Source organism: Haematobacter missouriensis (genome assembly GCF_000740775.1).
In the GTDB taxonomy this organism is placed as follows: Bacteria; Pseudomonadota; Alphaproteobacteria; order Rhodobacterales; family Rhodobacteraceae; genus Haematobacter; species Haematobacter missouriensis.
Map to the genome: position 1 here is coordinate 1 of NZ_JFGS01000051.1, position 17,227 is coordinate 17,227.

14 protein-coding genes and 2 pseudogenes are annotated in these 17,227 nt (G+C 66.4%); 6 read left to right on the top strand and 10 right to left on the bottom strand.

Features of this window, described 5'->3' with window-relative positions; translation table 11 throughout:
- On the top strand, window positions 1–523 hold a 523-nt coding region (locus CG51_RS17590; protein WP_156961356.1), incomplete at its 5' end, for an ATP-binding cassette domain-containing protein.
- Here CG51_RS17590 and CG51_RS17595 read toward each other — a convergent pair.
- A pseudogene (locus CG51_RS17595) lies at window positions 455–1,160 on the bottom strand (IS6 family transposase). The gene CG51_RS17590 and the pseudogene CG51_RS17595 sit on opposite strands and share 69 nt — an antisense overlap.
- Window positions 1,161–1,583: 423 nt before the next feature.
- Here CG51_RS17595 and CG51_RS20990 point away from each other — a divergent pair.
- From CG51_RS20990 to CG51_RS20995, 4 genes are all read left to right on the top strand, one after another.
- Window positions 1,584–1,706, top strand: a complete 123-nt coding sequence (locus tag CG51_RS20990; RefSeq protein ID WP_269845380.1) for a hypothetical protein — start codon at window positions 1,584–1,586, stop codon at window positions 1,704–1,706.
- Window positions 1,707–1,826: 120 nt separating this feature from the next.
- A complete protein-coding gene (locus CG51_RS17600; protein ID WP_035747246.1) occupies window positions 1,827–2,510 on the top strand; it encodes an IS6 family transposase in 684 nt (227 codons plus the stop codon).
- A gap of 63 nt (window positions 2,511–2,573) precedes the next feature.
- Window positions 2,574–2,744 (top strand): hypothetical protein, encoded by a 171-nt coding sequence (locus tag CG51_RS19305; protein WP_156961358.1) that lies wholly within the window; start codon window positions 2,574–2,576, stop codon window positions 2,742–2,744.
- Between the two features lie 15 nt (window positions 2,745–2,759).
- Window positions 2,760–2,885, top strand: coding sequence for a hypothetical protein (locus CG51_RS20995; RefSeq protein ID WP_269845381.1), 126 nt, complete (start codon window positions 2,760–2,762; stop codon window positions 2,883–2,885).
- Window positions 2,886–2,936: 51 nt separating this feature from the next.
- On the opposite strand, the gene CG51_RS17610 is transcribed toward CG51_RS20995, so the two are convergent.
- The 9 genes from CG51_RS17610 to CG51_RS17650 all read right to left on the bottom strand — a co-directional run bounded on the left by CG51_RS17610 (window position 2,937) and on the right by CG51_RS17650 (window position 16,069).
- Entirely contained in the window at window positions 2,937–4,208 is a 1,272-nt protein-coding gene (locus CG51_RS17610) for a cytosine permease (RefSeq protein WP_035747249.1), read from the bottom strand.
- Window positions 4,209–4,262: 54 nt separating this feature from the next.
- Window positions 4,263–5,453 carry a M24 family metallopeptidase gene (locus CG51_RS17615; protein WP_035747250.1) on the bottom strand — a complete coding sequence of 397 codons (1,191 nt, stop codon included), beginning with the start codon at window positions 5,451–5,453 and terminating at the stop codon, window positions 4,263–4,265.
- A gap of 60 nt (window positions 5,454–5,513) precedes the next feature.
- Complete coding sequence (locus CG51_RS17620) at window positions 5,514–7,187, bottom strand: hydantoinase B/oxoprolinase family protein (RefSeq protein ID WP_035747251.1); 1,674 nt, start codon at window positions 7,185–7,187, stop codon at window positions 5,514–5,516.
- On the bottom strand, window positions 7,184–9,256 hold the full coding sequence (locus tag CG51_RS17625; protein WP_035747252.1) for a hydantoinase/oxoprolinase family protein: 2,073 nt from the start codon (window positions 9,254–9,256) through the stop codon (window positions 7,184–7,186). Before CG51_RS17625 ends, CG51_RS17620 begins: the two co-directional genes overlap by 4 nt.
- Window positions 9,257–9,337: 81 nt before the next feature.
- On the bottom strand, window positions 9,338–10,210 hold the full coding sequence (locus CG51_RS17630) for a hypothetical protein (RefSeq protein ID WP_051930846.1): 873 nt from the start codon (window positions 10,208–10,210) through the stop codon (window positions 9,338–9,340).
- An 85-nt stretch (window positions 10,211–10,295) separates the two neighbouring features.
- Window positions 10,296–11,075, bottom strand: coding sequence for an aspartate/glutamate racemase family protein (locus CG51_RS17635; RefSeq protein ID WP_211254216.1), 780 nt, complete (start codon window positions 11,073–11,075; stop codon window positions 10,296–10,298).
- Between the two features lie 186 nt (window positions 11,076–11,261).
- The gene (locus CG51_RS21000; RefSeq protein ID WP_051930848.1) at window positions 11,262–13,988 is read right to left on the bottom strand and encodes a winged helix-turn-helix domain-containing protein; all 2,727 of its coding nucleotides are present in this window, start codon (window positions 13,986–13,988) and stop codon (window positions 11,262–11,264) included.
- Window positions 13,989–14,115: 127 nt separating this feature from the next.
- The gene (locus CG51_RS17645; RefSeq protein WP_035747256.1) at window positions 14,116–14,883 is read right to left on the bottom strand and encodes an avidin/streptavidin family protein; all 768 of its coding nucleotides are present in this window, start codon (window positions 14,881–14,883) and stop codon (window positions 14,116–14,118) included.
- A gap of 391 nt (window positions 14,884–15,274) precedes the next feature.
- Window positions 15,275–16,069 (bottom strand): histidine phosphatase family protein, encoded by a 795-nt coding sequence (locus CG51_RS17650; protein WP_035747258.1) that lies wholly within the window; start codon window positions 16,067–16,069, stop codon window positions 15,275–15,277.
- A gap of 368 nt (window positions 16,070–16,437) precedes the next feature.
- On the opposite strand from CG51_RS17650, the pseudogene CG51_RS17655 reads away from it, so the two are divergent.
- Window positions 16,438–17,148: pseudogene (locus CG51_RS17655) on the top strand (IS6 family transposase).
- Window positions 17,149–17,227: the final 79 nt, after the last annotated feature.

The window sequence follows — 17,227 nt, forward strand, 5'->3', positions numbered from 1 at the left end:
GACCAATGTGCTGGTCGGCCGGTTGGCCAACCATGGGCTTCTCTCCTCCATGGCCATGCATTTCTCGGAGGCCGAGCGGCGGGCCGCCGCTCAGGCACTCGACCGGCTGGGCCTTGCCCACAAGGCGCTGGAGCGGGCGGGCACCCTGTCCGACGGTCAGCAGCAGCGCGTCGCCATCGCACGGGCGCTGGTGCAGAAACCCCGTGTGATGCTGGCCGAAGAACCGATCGCCAGTCTTGACCCCGGCAACGCGACGCGCGTGATGGATGCGCTGCGCAGGATCAACCGCGAGGACGGGATCACCGTCCTCGTCAATCTCCACACGCTCGACACCGCGCGCGCCTATTGCGATCGGATCGTCGCCATGCGGGCAGGGCGCGTGATGTTCGACGGCACCGCGCGCCGGCAATGTCAGGTTGTTTTCGGTCGCTGCAGGATTGGTGCTTTCCGGTCCTTATGCGCGGAGTCCTTCGGTCATGTGCTCCCAGAGGCTGAACGCGTCAGCCCGGGCGTGGCGGTATGAGATTGCTGGAAAGACGGTGACGTTTAGGGCGAAAGAGGGTGGCGGTCTGATCGTGAACGGAGAGGAGCATCTGCGCGTGCCGGTCAGACTTGAACCGGCCCATCACCTTCTCCCGCCTTCGGGTGTGCCGATGTTAAGCTTCACATAGGTTGTTCAGTCCCTTGTGTCGCCGGTGGTCGGCCTTGGGGCACAGCTCTCGGATCGCGACGCCATAGCTGCGCAGTTTGTCAGTGATGAGCACACGGGGATTGCCCGAGTGTTTCATAAGCTTTTTCAGAAAACGCTTGGCCGCAAGGGCATTGCGGGGGCTTTGTATCAGGATTTCTAGCGTATCGCCCTTGGCGTCAACGGCGCGCCAAAGCCAGTGTTTCTGACCGCCGATGGAGATGACCATCTCGTCCATGTGCCATTTGTCGGCCGGGTTGGGGCGATCCCGCCGGATCGCGGCAGCAAACTGCGGCCCAAATCGCAGGCACCAGGCCCGGATCGTCTCATGGCTGACGCTGACCCCGCGCTCAGCCAAAACATCCTCGACGTCGCGCAGGCTGAGAGCAAAACGATGGTACAGCCAGACTGCGTAGCCGATGACGCTGCGGGGGAAGCGATGCCCTTTCAGGCGGGTCCAGCATAGCCGCACGACCCCCGGGCAACAAACCTGACAATGCCCCCCAAAGCAATGGCATCTCTCTGCGTTCGATCAGCGGACGCCAGTGTTGAAGGAACGGCGCCGCCGAAACATCGCCCGGCGCCGGCCCAAGCTGTATCGCATCCAGCGTGGCCACCATTTCATCAAGCAGGGTAAGGATGCTCTCCGCCATGTCCTGCACAACCTTGAATTCCATCGTTTTCCGTCCGTCATGCGATCTGGTTCTGGTCGTCTCTGAGGTCCGTGTTGGGGTCGGTTGGCGTCCGGCTGGTGACTTGCTACCGATGCGTGTGACGGCGGCCTTGCCGCCGTCTCGGCGTCACGGGTGGCGCGGGCCAGCCATGGCTGCATGTACTCGGGTTCGAAGCGGCGCTTCTTGAGAAGGGCAGTGGCCATTTCGATAAGCAGATCCTGATGCGCACTGACGATGCGCAGCGCCGTGCTCTCGGCATCTTCGAGCCGCTGGCGCACTCGCGCGCGCAGCTGCTCATCGCGATGCAGGAACGGCGAGGCGTCTTTGACCCACATGCCCCATAGACGCCGAGCACTAAACGCGTCTCGACGGAGGATTCTGTCGCAATTTTTTTGAGGGCCTTTCGCGTCGAAGGGCATTTGCGATGTCGTGCCGGTTCCAAGCGGCGAGAGGGCATCGGCGGGATGATTGACTTCAAGGGCAGCCACTACCCGAAATCCGTGATCCTCTATGCCGTATTTTTCTACGTTCGCTACGCCGTTTCCTACCGCGATCTTGAAGAGATATTGGCCGAGCGCGGTGTGGATGTCGATCATGCGACGCTGAACCGCTGGGTAGTGAAATACGCCCCACTGGTTGCCGCTGAAGCACAGAAGCGGAAGGCGGCAGTTGGTCGATCCTGGCGCATGGATGAGACGTACATCAAGGTGAAGGGGCGATGGTTCTACCTTTACCGGGCTATCGACAAGCGCGGTCAAACCCTTGAGTTCATACTGTCCGAGAACCGTGACGAAGCGGCGGCCACTGCGTTCTTCACCCGCACGATCGGAAACAACGGCTGGCCGGATAAGGTGATCATCGACAAGAGCGGCGCGAACTTGGCCGGACTGGACAACATGAACATCGCGTTGATCATGGCCGGGTGGTACCGGTTGATCGAAGTGGTGCAGGTAAAGTATCCCAACAACATCATCGAACAAGATCACCGCTTTATCAAAAAGCTGACCCGACCGATGATGGGCTTCAAGTCGTTTACTTCGGCTCAGGCCGCTCTGGCCGGGATCGAAACAGTCCACATGATCCGCAAGGGTCAGCTTACTGCTGGCCGCAAGACTGCCTTTCAGCAGGTCGCAGCGCTCGCGGGATAAGTATGCCCGGCCATAGGGATGTCCTCAACCAACACTGAAATTTGCGACAGAACCCAATCCATCGTGACAACCACGCCGCTGCTGGATGCCTCGATTCGGGCGCAGGTGGCGGCAAGCGGTACCATGGGACAGTTCACCGGCTGCCATTACACCCGGGGCGAGGCCATCAGCCTGACCTTTCAGCCCAAGGCGCTGCAGGCGGCGCTGGCGGAGGCCATGCAGGATGCCGTATAGGCTGGCGCGAAAGCGGTGATCATCGGCGCTGGCCCCTTGGCGCAGGCGGCGCGCGGATTGGCCGGCGGGTTTGCGGTGCCGGTGATCGATCCGGTGCCGGCGGCGATACGCCACCTGCGCCGGCTGATGGCGGAGGCCTGAACCGCATGGGCAGGTCAGCGGCGGCCTTTTCGGGACCGCCGCTGACCTGCTTCAACCGCGCGCCAGCTGGCTGCGGGTGCTGGCCAGACGCAGTGCCATGAACACCGCCGTTGCGGCCAGGATCGCGTCGATGCTGGGCACATGCGAAAGCCGCAGGATGCCGTAATTCGACGTCAGCCCCACTGCCGCGCCGCAAATCCAGGCGACAGCGGCCGTGCGGGCCTGTCCGGCGCCGGCCGGCGTCTCGCCTCCGGCCAGCCAGGCCGACAGCACCATGACCGAGGCCAGCGGCGGCAAGCACACGCTGAGCGCGATCAGGAACGGGATGAAGGCGGTATCGGCGCCCAGCACCACCAGCACCACCCCGATCGCGGTGATGCCCAGCACGATGCCGATGAAATTCAGGCGCGGGAACTGGTTGGCCAGCGACAGGCTGGCCGAATAGAGGCAGGCAGAGGAATCGATCCAGGCGCCCAGCAGCAGCACGACCAGGGCCGGGATGCCGACGCCCAGGATGATCATCGCCGAGATCAGCTCGGGCGCGCCGGTGACCAGGCTGGCAAAGGCAGAGATGATCATCAATGCCGGGTAGAACAGCCCCAGCGCCAGCCCGCTGCCCGCCGCCGCGCCCGCCGGAACCTGCACGAAGCGCCCGTAATCGGGCTGGATGACGATGCCCACCACATAGGTGCCGACCATGGCCGAAACCGCGCTGCCAAAGCTCAGCGTGCCGCTGCCGGGCTGGCCCAGCACTTCGGTTATGCGGTCGCTGACCAGATAGAACGACAGGCCCAGGATGATCAGCGTGCAGGGCACCAGAACCTTGCCCAGCTTTTCCAGCCCGGTGGCGCCGGCGATGGTGATGGCGGCGATCAGCACGCAGACCGGTAGGCCCACGGCCAGCGCCGCGACCGTATGGCCGCTGATCTGGCTGAGCGCCCGGGCGCCGGTGGTGCCAAGGACGCCGATATTCACCCCGAACCAGCCGATCAGCGACAAAGCGATCACCAGCTTGACGGCGCGAGCGCCCAGCGGCCCGAAGGTGCGGTCCGCCAGCAGCGCGAGCCCCATGCGGCTGCGCGAGCCGGTGGCCGAGGTCAGCGCCCCCAGCACGCCCGAGATCGCGCCCCCCAGCAGCACCGCCAGCACGCCTTGGCGAAAGCCCAGGCTGCCAAAGATCTGCGCGGCCAGGATAAAGCAGGGCAGGCCGCACAGGCTGCCGGCGACGATGAAGAACACCTTCCAGCCGCTGCCCTGCTGGTCGGGCGGAACAAGGTCGGTGGCATAGCCGTGATGGGCGGCCTCGGTGTCATGCGTGGTCATCTGCGTTTCCCTGTTGTTGCGGCCGTTTGGGCCTTGGTCCCCGCCACCGGCCGGTCAGCCGAAGGGGCGCTCGATATCGGGCGAGGGTTCGGTGAACCATTCGGCACCGGTTTCGGTGATGTGGAAATGATCCTCGAGCCGGATGCCGAAGCGGCCCGGCAGCACGATCATCGGCTCATTCGACAGGCACATGCCCGGCGCAAGCGGCAAGGCATTGCCGCGCACGAGATAGGGCGCCTCGTGGATGGTCATGCCCAGCCCGTGGCCGCTGCGATGCGGCAGGCCGGGCAGGCGGTAATCGGGGCCAAGCCCGTTGCGGGTCAGCACCGCGCGCGCCGCGTCGTCCAGCGCCCCGCAGGCGACGCCTGGCCCGGCCGCGTCGAACACCGCCTGCTGGGCGGCGCGCTCGATGGCCCAGATCCGGCGCTGTTCGGCGTCCGGGCTGCCAAAGACATAGCTGCGCGTCAGGTCGGAGTGATAGCCGTGCAGCAGGCAGCCGGTATCGACCAGCACCATGTCGCCCGGCGCCAGAACGTCGTCCTGAGGCAGGCCATGCGGAAAGGCGGTCGAGGCGCCGAACTGCACGATGCAGAAGGTGGTGCCGTCGCTGCCGATGGCGCGATGCGCGGCTTGGACAAAGGCCGTGACCTCGCTGGCGCGGATACCGGGGTGCAGGATGCGGGCGGCGCGTTCCTGCACCTCCAGCGTCATCGCCATGGCCTGGCGGATAAGCGCCAGCTCGGCCGGGGATTTGCGCATCCGGCAAGCGTCGATCAGGGCCGCGCCCGACAGCACCGTGGCGGAGGGCGTGGCGCGCGTGATGGCATCGGCCATGCCAAAGGGCAGCACCGGATCCAGCGCGATCCGGCGCAGCCCGGCCTCGGCCAGCAGCGCGCCCAGCAGCGCATAGGGATCCTCGTCCTCCTGCCAAAGCAGCGCTTCGGCCGGGATCTTCAGCGCCGCCGCCAGCGAGCCGGCCTCGAAGGCCGGGCACAGGATCACCGGCGCACGGCCGGGGATCAGCACCAGCGCGACGATGCGCTCGATCATCGACCAGCCGATGCCGGTGAAATAGGTCAGGCTGTGCCCGGCACCGACGATCAGCGCATCCGCGCCCAGTTCCGGCAGCAGCGCCTGCGCCCGGGCAAGGCGCTGCAGATGCTCGGCGGTGGCGATGGGCCGGGCCTGGTCGCGGGTGCTGCGGATCGCGGCCAGTTCGGTCGCGGCATCGGAAGTTCCGATCATGGTATTGTGCCTTTCCTCAGGAAGCGCCATCCCACCGGGGCGGGAGGGCCGGAACGGCGGTCAGACCGCCTCGCCATAGACCTCGGCCACCCGCTCAGCGGTCACAAGCCCATTGCGCATGTCACGCGCCACCGCCTCGCGCGAGCGCTGGCGCGGATCGCCCAGCCCGCCGCCATTCGCGGTCACCACCCGGATCACGTCATCCGGCCCCAGCTTCAGCCCCGAGACGAAGGCATAGCGTTCGCGCCCGCCCGCCTTGCGCAGCACCTCGACATAGTTCGGCGTGCCGTCGCGGCCGCCATCCAGACCCCATGGCGGGAATTTCGAGCGGGTGTAGCCCATGGTCAGCAGCCCGTCGCGCGCCCGCATCCGGTAATCCATGACGATGCCGCGCCCGCCGGCAAAGCGGCCCTCGCCGCCCGGTTCCAGGTTCAGCTCCATCCGGTCGACGATGACGCCGTTGCGCGCCTCGTTGATCTCGGCCGGGCAATTGTAGGTCTCGCCGTGAAACCCGCAGAACATGGCGCTGTTGCCATCGGCCTGCTGGCTAGCGCCCCAGCCGCCGATCTGCGGCTCGATGATGGTGTAGTGGCGGCCAGTGTCGGGATGGGTGCCGCTGATGAAGGTGCCGCAGACCGAGGCGAAATGCCCCGCCGCCAGCTTCTCGGGCACATGCGGCGCCAGACAGCGCCACATCATGTCATAGATGCGCAGCTCGATTTCATAGTAAAAGCCGATCGGCGCCGGCTCGCGCGCGTGAAACACAGAGCCTTCGCGCGTCAGCAGCCGGATCGGCCGGAACGAGCCCTCGTTCGCCGCCGTCTCGGGCGAGGTCAGCGATTTGAACAGCATCTGCGCCGAGACCATCGCCCCGTCGCGTGCCGTGTTCACCGGCGAGGCCGACTGATCGGGATTGTCGCGCAGATCGACGATGAATTCCTCGGGGGTGATGGTGATGGCGACCTTGAAGATGCGGCCGTCATCCTGTTCCTCGGACAGCTCGAACCGGCCCTGCGGCAGCCGGGCCAGTTCGGCGCGCGCGATGCGTTCGCCCATGTCCATGAAGCCGGTCATCGCCGCGTCGAACGTGTCGGCACCGTATTTGGCCGACAGCTCGGCCAGACGCCGCGCCCCGGTGCGCACCGCGGCGATGGTGGCCCACAGATCGCCCTCGAGCACCTCGGGCATGCGCGAATTGACCTTGATGATCTCCAGCACCGGGCGGATCGTCTCTCCCCGGGCGATCAGCTTGATCGCGGGCAGGCGCAGCCCTTCCTGAAAGATCTCTGTCGCATCGCCGCTGAGCGAGCCGGGCGCGATGCCGCCCACGTCGGAATTGTGCCCCATGGCCGCCGACCAGGCGACGATGCGCCCCTCGGCAAAGACCGGCATGGCGACGATGATGTCGTTCAGATGCGTGACGCCGCCGTAATAGGGGCAATTGGTGGCAAAGACATCGCCCGGCTCGATCTCGCCCGGCTTGTCGAATTTCTGCACGATCACCTTCACGGCCTTGTCGAGCACTCCGACAAAGGCCGGGATGCCCGCGCCCGAACTGGCCAGCTGGCCGCGCGGATCGGTGATGCCCGTCGCCATGTCGAGCACCTCGTAGATGATCGAGCTCATCGCGGTTTTCTTCATCACCAGGAACATCTCGTCGGCGGTCGCCTGCAACGAGTTCTGGATGATCTCCAGGGTGATCGGATCCTTGTTCATCATGTCGTCGCGCCTCATGCCGCCAAAGTGATGTGGATGTTGCGATAGCCGTCGATGCCGACCCGGTTGCCGGGGTGGATGACGGTGGTGGTGCCGCTGTCCTCGATGATCGCAGGACCGGCGAAAGCCATGCCGGGCTGCAGCAGCGCGCCGTCATAGATCGCCGCCCAATGCACGCCCTCCAGCGCGTAATCGACAGCGCGTTGGCCTTTCAGCGCCGGGCTGGCGTCGCTGTCGCCCGGATCGGCGTGCGCCATGGTCAGCTTGCCGACCTCGGAGCGGGCGACCAGATGGATGCCGACCATCTCGATCGGCGCGTCCAGACGGTAGGTGTATTCCTGTTCGTAAAGATCGTGGAAGGCGGTGGCGATGCCGGCCAGCCCGGCATCGGTGACCGGGCGCGCGTCGATCAGCACCTCGGTGGTGTGCTCCTGGTTCTGATAGCGGAACTTGCCATAGCGCTGAAAGCTGACACGCTCCGGCCCGATGCCTTCTGCGGCGAACTGGGCCAGCGCCTCGGCCTCGGCACCGGCAAAAGCCGCTTCGATCCGGGCGCCGGCGCCGGGGGCCAGGTCGCAAAGCCGGGTGACGAAATAGTCGCGGCGCAGATCCGACATCATCATCCCCCAGGCCGAGAACACCGAGGCGCCGGCCGGGATCACCACTTTTTTCACCCCCAGCTCCTGCCCCAGTGCGACGGCGTGCATCGCGCCACCGCCGCCAAAAGCCACCAGGGTGAAATCGCGCGGATCATGGCCACGATTGACCGAGACCAGCTTCAGCGCGTTGACCATGTTGTTGTTGGCGATGCGGATGATGCCGCGCGCCGCCGCGTCGGGATCGCTGCCCAGCCTATCGGCCAGTGCGGTCAGCGCGGTTTCGGTGGCCGCCATGTCGGCCATCACATCGCCGCCGCAGAAATAGTCGCGGTTGATCCGGCCCAGCCACAGATTGGCATCGGTGGTGGTGGCATGGCTGCCGCCGCGCCCATAGGCGGCCGGGCCGGGCATGGCGCCGGCCGATTGCGGCCCGACATGCAGCTTGTCGAAATCATCGACCCAGGCGATCGAGCCGCCGCCATTGCCGATCTCGACCAGATCCACCACCGGCACCATGATCGGATAGCCGGCCGAGCTGCGGTCGCGCTCGATCCAGTAATCGGTCTTGATCTTGACAGCGCCGTTCTCGATCAGCGAGCATTTCGCGGTGGTGCCACCGATGTCCAGCGCCAGCACGTTCGGCTCTCCGATCAGCTTGCCCAGCTCGGCCGCGCCCCAGAACCCCGAGGCCGGGCCGCTTTCGACCATGGTGATCGGGATGCGGCTGGCCGAGGCCAGCGAATCGACGCCGCAATTCGACTGCATGATATAGGGGTCGCTGCGCAGCCCGCGCTCGGCCAGCCCCGAGGCCAGCCGCGACAGATAGCGCTCCGCCAGCGGCTGGACATAAGCCGACAGCACCGTGGTGTTGCCGCGTTCGTATTCCCGCCATTCGCGGGTGATCTGATGCGACGCAACCGCAGGCACGCCCGGCCACAGCTCTTGCAGCGCCGCCAGCACCGCCTGTTCATGCGCGGTATTGGCATAGGAATGCAGAAAGCTGATCGCCACCGCCTCGACGCCCTCGGCCTGAAAATCGGCGACGATGCCGGGCAGCGGCGCCAGGTCCAGCGCCGTCATCTCATCGCCCTGATAGGTCAACCGGCCCGGCAGTTCGCGGCGCAGATAGCGCGGCACGAAGGGTTCGGGCTTGCGGTAATGGAGGTTGAAGAAATCCGGGCGGTTGCCGCGCGCGATCTGCAGCGTGTCGCGAAAGCCCTTGGTAGTGATCAGCCCGACCCGGACGCCCTTGCGCTCGGTCAGGGCGTTGATGACCACGGTGGTGCCATGCGCCATGAAATCGACCTCGGCCGGATCGACGCCGGCGCGGGCCAGCACGTTCAGCACGCCCTGTTCGAAATTCGGCGGCGTGGTGTCGGATTTCGCGGTGACGATCCGCGACGCCCCGCTGGCCGGATCGGTCTCGAAACAGACCAGATCGGTGAAGGTGCCGCCGACATCTGTGGCAACGCGCAGGATCTTGTTCATGGGCTTTTCCTTGTGCTGGGCAGGCCGGGTGCTGGTGAGGCCGGCACATCCGCCGGCCCGCAGGGTCGGGACCGGATCGGGCTAGAAGGTCTTGGCGATCCAGGTGTTGAGCGTGGTGGTGCGGCTGGTGTTTTCGTTGTGGTAATCCACATCCAGCGTCGCGGCGAAGAACAGGCCCCGATCGGCGGCGCCGGTATAGGTGACGCTGGGGCCGATCATGCCGCGCTCGGCCCGGTCGAAATCCGAATCCGACATGTTGTAGACGTCGTATTGGTGATGCGTCCCGACGCTGAAGCCGTTGCCGGCCCGGTAGCCGACCGCGACATCGGCAAAGGTCATCGACAGCCCGCCACGCAGGGCGCGATCCTCGCCTTCGGCCAGCGCGGTCTTGCTGCGGTTGCGAAAGGCGTAGAAGGCCGAGACCGGCGAGACGGTGAATTCCCAGCGGTTATAGCCGACATAGTTGTTCACGTTCAGCGATACGGAATACTGATCCGCCCCGGCGCCCATGCCGGCGCTTTTGCTGCTGCCATTCGGGCCGTTTACGATCAGCGTCGGGCTGATCCACCAACTGCGGAACCCCGTCTCGCCCGGCGCGGCCTGCGAGCTGTACATCTGGTAGTAATATTCCGCCCCCAGCTGCGGCACGGACAGCCCCCAGCGCGACTCGTCCGAGCCCTTGGGCGTGGTCTGATAGCCGGCATTGATGGCACCCCACAGCTCGAACTGGTCGCGCGTGGTGCCGGTCACGCCGGTTTCGCTGAACCAGGCCAGCTGGAAAAAGCTGCGGGCGGTGTCGACGCCATCGCGGTCGTGCGAAAAGCTGGGCCAAAACTGCACCGCATAGCCGGGCTTGCCGGGCTGGGAATGGCCGATGAAATTGCCGGCCCGGGCGGAAAACGGCAACGCCAGCGCTGCGGCCAGACAGGGGATAGCGAAAAGCGTCTTGTGCATGGGGTTGGCTCTTTGCCATGAGGGTTGCCGGCCCCGTCACCGGGACGGAGGCGGGGTTTCGGTCGCAGGTTTCAGTTGCGGCTCGTCAGTCGCGGGGCACGATCAGCCGGTTGCCGATCGGGGCCGGGCCGGCAAAGATGCCGCTGGCCTCGCGGCGGCCCGGGTCCGGCGGTGCCATGCTGTAGCGCCGACTGGGTGCCCAGCCGAACTGGCGCTTGTTCATCGCGGCATCCTCGGTGGCCTTGAAACAGGCAAAGACCGCGTCGATCACCGGGATGCCGAATTCCTTCTGCAACTGCGCGTAAAAGCCGAACTCGATGGTGCAGCCCAGGATCACCGCCTCGGCCTTGTCGATCTCAACCGCCTCGCGCACGGCCTGTCGGATCGCGGCCTCGGTGCGGGCGGTATCGGCCTGGAATTCATCGACATGCAGATCCACCGCCCGGAACGAGGCCAGCTTGTCGCCATAGCCGTAATGGCGGATGCGGTCCTGCATCTGGACGCGCCATTTTTCCTTGCCGATCACCACCGAAAAGCGGTTGCACAGGTTCGAGACGATCTGCAGTGCCGATTGGCAGGGCGCGCAGACCACCGCTTCGCCCGAGACCTCGCGCGCCTCATCCAGCGCGGTGTCGTAAAAGCAGCCGATGGCATAGCCGTCAAAACCGTTGGTGCCGGCGTAATGGGCGATCTCGGTCACCGGCAGCCAGATCTGGGCCTCCAGCGCGCGCCATTCCAGATTGGTCAGCCGCACCGGGCCCGGGACGTCCAGCGAGACGACATGCACCTCGGTCTGCGGGCGCTTGACGCTGGCGATAAGCGCCGCGATGGCCGCATCATAATCCGGGCTGTTCACCGGGTTCACCCACAGCAGCCTTAGCGGCTGGGTAGCGGGGCGGGCAAGGTTGCTCAGGTCTGACATCAGTCCTCCATGTCGGTTCCCGCTGGACCGTTCGCCGGCCTTCTGTCGGGACAAGATGAAGAAACACGACGCGCCGAAGGGGATTCGCACAAGCTACCCTCAAGAAGGGGCGCGCGCCGGGGGCCGCCCCTACCCTTGCCCCCGGCTGTCGGGGCCCTGGCCGGGCCGGGCGGTCAGCGCGCGATATGCCGCCAGCGCATGGGCGCGCCGATCGACGCCCAGCTTGGGAAAGATGTTCTTGAGATGGAACTTGACGGTGTTCTCGGTCATGTCCAGCACCCGGGCGATCTCCTTGTTGGTCAGGCCGCGCCCCAGCTCCTGCATTACCTCATGCTCGCGCGGGCTCAGCGGCGAGGGGCTGGGGTCCTGGTCCCGGAACTCGCCCAGGCGGGCCAGGATGCTGGCCAGGAAATCCGCCTCGAGCGGCCGGCCGCCGCCCTGCCAGAAGGCGCGCTGCATCCGCGCGAACAACCCGGCCAGACGCGGCGCGTCCAGAAACGGCCGGCGGATCGCTGCGTCGCAGGCCAGTTCGACAGCGGCGCGGATGTCGGCCTCGGCCGCGTCCAGCCGTTGCAGGACCGTCAGCACCTCGGCGCGCAGCACCAGCGCGCGCAACTCATAAAGGCGGATGCGCAGATGACGGGCGCAGGCCAGCGCGTCGTCGGCCCGTTGCAGCGCCAGCGCCGGGGCATGCGGCAATGCCCAATGCACCAGCGCGAACCCCGCCTCTTGCACCGGGCGCCAATGACGCGCCGCCTGCTGCCAGCAGCCCGGCGGCAGGCGCCGCATCAGCAGTTCGGCCGCGGCATCGGCGGCGGGGCGGTCGCCCGCCGCCAGATGGCGCAGCAGGCGATGGGCCAGCACGATATCCTCCAGCCGGTCCAGCTGCCGCGCCCCGGTCAGCCGGGTGCCGATACCGATCAGCCGGTCCATCGCCGCCAGATCACCGCTGCTGCGCGCAGCATGCACGGCGCTGTCCAGCCCGGCGGCATAGATCTCGAACCAGCCATCCAGAGCGGTGACCTGATCCAGCGCCTGATCGAATTCCGCCACGCCCAGCCCGATCTCGCCGGTCTGCCAGACCGTGGCCAGCGCCAGCGCCAACTCGCTGCTGGCACTCAGCCCGCTGTCAATGCCGAAATTCTCGGTCGCCATGGAGCGGGCGCGCATCAGATAGGCCAGTGCCCGGCGCAGCTCGCCGCGATACAGCGAGGCCATGCCGGCGTGGATGAAGCAATAGTTCAGCGCCAGCACCGAATTGGCCTCGCGCACGAAATCCATCGACGAGCGGGCCAGATGCTCGGCCTGCTCCATGCGGCCCAGACACATGGCGCAGATGGCGCCGGCACAGCCGATGGTGCCGACCGCCAGCCCGTCCTCGCGCGTGCTTTTCCGGTCCAGCAGCACCACGGATTCCAGAAAATCCTCGTCGATGCCCCGATCGGTATAGGCGCGGACCATGGTGCCGATGGTCAGCACGTCGCGTGTCACCTCGTCCAGCGGCCAGGGATCGTCGCGGATCGGCGGCACCTCGCCGGCGGCCAGCTCGTAGGTGATCAGCGCGTCGCGCAGCTCGCCGTTCTTCAGGTTGACATAGGCCTCGGCGATCAGCAGGCGCGGATAGGCCATGCGCGCCGCGCGCGGGATGGCGTCCAACAGCTGCTCCAGCTGGTCCTGACCGCCATACAGCACCAGCCGCCAGCCGCCGGCCTGCTGGACCAGCGCGGCGCAGCGGTCAAAGGCCCCGGCGGCGGCGGCATGGCGCACCGCCTCGACCACCAGCCCGGCGCGCTCGAAGGCGGCCGAGGCACGCCCATGCAGCGCCGGCAGGTCGCCCGGCCGGCGCTGCACCAGCAGGCTGCGGAGGAATTCGGCGAACAGCGGCTGATACCGGAACCGACCCCGGTCGGTCCCGGATTGGGTCAGCAGCGGGTGCAGCGGCTCAAGCCGGTCCATGATCCGCCAGCTGTCCGGCCGGTCGCGCAGCGCATCTGCGATGGCGGTGTCGAACCGTTCAAGGATCGAGCTTTCCAGCAGGAAATCCACCGCCTCGGCGGGCAGCGGCTGCAAGACCTCGTTGGCGAACAGCTGCCACATTTGCCCGCCCCGGTGCAAAAGCGCGGCCAGCACCTGCTGCGGCGCCTGGCCCTGCACCAGCGCGGTGCGGGCCAGATGCAGGGCGACGGGATAGCCGTCCAGCCTGTTCAGCAGCGGGTCGAGGCTTGGGTCGTGCATCGCCTCGGGCGTCGGGGCGTGCAGAAAGGCCCGCGCCTCTTCGCAGTCAAAGCGCAGCATCCCGCCGCCCATCTCAACCAGGGACGCGCCCGACAGCCCGGGCGCGCCCGGCCGCTGGCGGGCGCCGAGGATCAGCCGCAGCGTGTCGGGCAGCAGCGTCGCCATACGGCCCAGAAAGGCATCGGCGGACGGGCCTGCGACATGGTGATAGCCGTCCAGTATCAGCGTGACCGGCCCGGGCCGGGCGTGCAGCGCCTGAAGAATGCCGTCCAGCAGCTGCTCGGGCGGCAGCGGCTCGGCGCCAGCCGGCAGCGCGATACCGGCCTGCCGCATGGCAAAGGCCAGCCCGGCCAGAAGCCGCTCCGGCGCACTGTCGCCGGCGTCCAGCGTCAGCCAGATCACGCATTCACCCTGGGCCTGCGTATGCTCGGCCCATTGGGCCATCAGCGTGGTCTTGCCATAGCCCGCCGGCGCGACCAGCAGCAGCAACCGGCAGGGCTGGACCGAGGCCAGAGCCTGCATCAGCCGGGGGCGGGCCAGCACCGTGGCAGCGGTACGCGGCGGCTGCGCCTTCAGGCGCGCCACCGCGTCAAGCGGGCTGTCAACCGGCAGTGGGGGCATAGGCGGGACCATCCATGGCGGGCGGGCACAATGACCCGACCCGGAATGGATAGCAAGTTTCTGCCCGCGACCGAGACCAAGCTGATCTCCCCCGCCGGTTTTCCTGTGGCAGGCCGCCGACCGGATCTCATGCCCCGGCCGGCTCCAGCACCAGTCCGCGCAGCGCCGTCTGCATGTAGCTGTCGGCCGAGGCGGTGGACCGGGCGCTCATCGCCTGCAATTCCAGCCGCTGCGCCCCCGGGTGATACAGCCCGGCCAGCGCCAGGGTCTGGCCCGTTTCGGCGTCCAGCGCCGTCAGGGTCAGCGCCGTGCCCGCCATGCCCGGCTGCGGCGGCCGCGTGTCGATGAAGCCCGCTAGATGCTGCACGCGACCGGCAAGGTCGATGCGCCCCGACAGCACGCCCGGCTGGCCGGCGCCGACCCGCAGCGACAGGCCAAGGCCGCCGCCCTGCCAGGCGCCGTTCAGCGGATGGTCGAGCCCCGTGCCGGCGGGCGGCGGGGCCAGTTCCTCGGCCGGGGCGATGCGGTGATAGATCAGCTTGTCCAGATAGCTGCCCGCCGGCGACAGGCCCGGAAAATCGCATGACGCGACCAGCAGATGGTTCATGATCAAACGCTCTTCCCCCGTCGCGCTGTGACAGATCTGCCCCGACAGGCCCGAGACCCAGTGCCAGCTGGCATCCGCGGGCCCCGACGCCACAGATTGCCAGGCGATCGCCAGCGCCACCGGTACCCCCGCCGCCGGCCCGGCCTGCCCGCCGCCGTCCCGGCCCAGCACCAGATAGCTGCCGGTCGAGCCGGTGGTGGAGGCATAGCGCCCCCAGACCCGGCCATCACCGCTGCAAAGGCTCATCCGAGAGCCGTATTCGTTCTGCCAGACGCCCGCCAGGCTCATGCTTGTCACCCCCTTGCTCGCGGCCCGGCCATCGGGCGCGTCACTCCTCGGGCACCAGCATTGCCGAGGGCACGGGGCGGATCGCAAGCCACCCGGCCGGGTAGGGTCGGGCCGCGACCCCGCCGGAGCGCACCGTCTAGCGGTGCCATTGCCGCCCGTGCTGGCGCAAGGCGTCCTCAATCCAATACGAGTGGCCCAAGAATGGACGCATCCATGCTGTGTCGCGCCGAATGCGTCGGTGGGAAGCAAGGTTGGGGGTCATGCACGGCCTGTCGCGGCAAGCGGCGCACCCCGGTTTTGACCGCCTCCCGACGTCTTGCCTGCGGGTCTCCGAGCCAACCCGGTCAGCGACGGACCGGTCGTTCGTCCGGGTGGGGCTCCGCCAGACCGATCAGGCCGCGCCGGACTGCACTCTGCGCAGGCCACGGGCAAGCAGCACACCTGCACCGCCGAGCAGGAGTAGTCCGCTCGCCGGCAGGGGAACCGCCGCGGGCATATCGGTGCCTTGCCAGTTCGTCACCACAGGCTGATCGCCACGAAACTCCAGCTGGACGATGCCGGTGTTATGGAGACCGTTTGCAAAAGCGAAGTCGAAACTGACGTTCTGTGCGAAATACGGCATGACGAAGCCGATCTCCGCCCCATGGCCGACAAGAAGAACGACGCCTTTGTCATCCTTGTGGGCCCGCGTGATTTCCTGCCATGCCGGGATGACACGGGCAGCCATGTCGTCCAGCGATTCCGCATTCGGCAGGTTCGCTTTGGCACTGTGATCGCCCGCCGCCCAAGCGCCGATGACCCCGTAGGCGTTGACCTCGGCCATTTCCTCCAAGCTCATCACGTCTCCGAGGTACCATTCGTTGGTCCGGGCATCCACCGTGGGAGTCAGTCCGAACTCCGCGGCAGTGGGCGCGATGGTAAGCTGGGTCCGTTGATAAGCGCTCGTGTAGATCGCCGTCACGTCATAGCTGTCCAGTATTGCCGCAAGATCGACCGCCTGCTCCTTGCCCAGCGGGGTCAGCGGTGGATCGAGATTTTCCTCGACCGTCGTCGCTGTCCCGGCATTGCTCGTGCTTTCAGCATGCCGGATGAAAAGGAAGGTGGCCGCGCTGGCTGGCGCTGCAAGCGACGCAGCGAGGGCAAACGCGTATGTGGCGGCGGCGCAGGTGGAAGTGACTCGTGACATCCATAGTCTCCGTGTTGAATACGGATCGGGTAAGGCAAATAGGTGACAAGATTGTATCGTATTCGGTGCCAATAGAAGGCATCTATGAAATTATAGGTTGCGTCCTCTATCAGATTTCCCTGCAGGTTGCGGTTTCTGATCAACCTGAACTGCGGGCTTTCTCCGATGACCAAACCGATGATGGACTTCCGCTTTGGCACCGGGGCGGCTTATGAAGCTGGAGGTCGGGTCAAGACGTGTGCTGGGCATCGCAATATTGGCCCACGACCAGGACTGGGAGATGCGCAGATAGCGTCGCACCTCGCCTCCCCCGGCTATGCGCGGACTTGCCAAGTTGTTTGCGTCTGATGGTTTTGCTACCGGTTTTTTTGAGGGCACCATCATCCATGCCGCGCCTGAAGGGCTTTCGCTTCCCCCGCGAGGTCATCGCTTATGCCGTCTGGGCCTATCATCGCTTCGCCCTGAGCACGGCCGACGTCGAGGACCTTCTGGCAGAGCGCGGCGTGATCGTCAGCCGCGAAACCGTCCGGCTTTAGGTCAACCGCTTTGGCGCCCATTTCGCCAACTGTATCCGGCGAAACAGGCCAGCGCCTTCGGACAAATGGCATTTGGACGAGGTCGTCATTCCGATCCGTGGCAAGAAGCACTGGTTCTGGCGGGCAATTGACGCCAATCGCGAAACGCTTGACATTCTCGTGCAAACCCGCCGGAACGCCAAGGCGGCAAGGCGCTTTCTGGTAAGGCTCATCGCACGTTTCGGGCAGCTCCGCGTCGTGATCACCGACAGGCTCCGCAGCTATTTTGCTCCGATCCGGAAACTGGCTCCCGGTGCCAATCACCGGGCGCACAAGGGGTTGAACAACCGGATCGAGGGCTCACACAGGCCAACCCACAAGCGGGAGAAGATCATGGGGCGCTTCAAATCCCAACGCCAGGCGCAGAGATTTCCCGCCGCCCACGATCAGATCAACACCATTTTCTGTCCTCACCGCTATCGCCTCATCGCTGCCTCATACCGCCATGCCCGGGCCGACGCCTTCGCGCTGTGGAACGACTATGCGATCCAGATGACCGCATGAGCGGACGCCCCCGCTCATTTGCCTCCAAGCTCAAACAACTTGGCAATGCCGCTGGAACTGTTCCTGCTGGGCGCGAGCC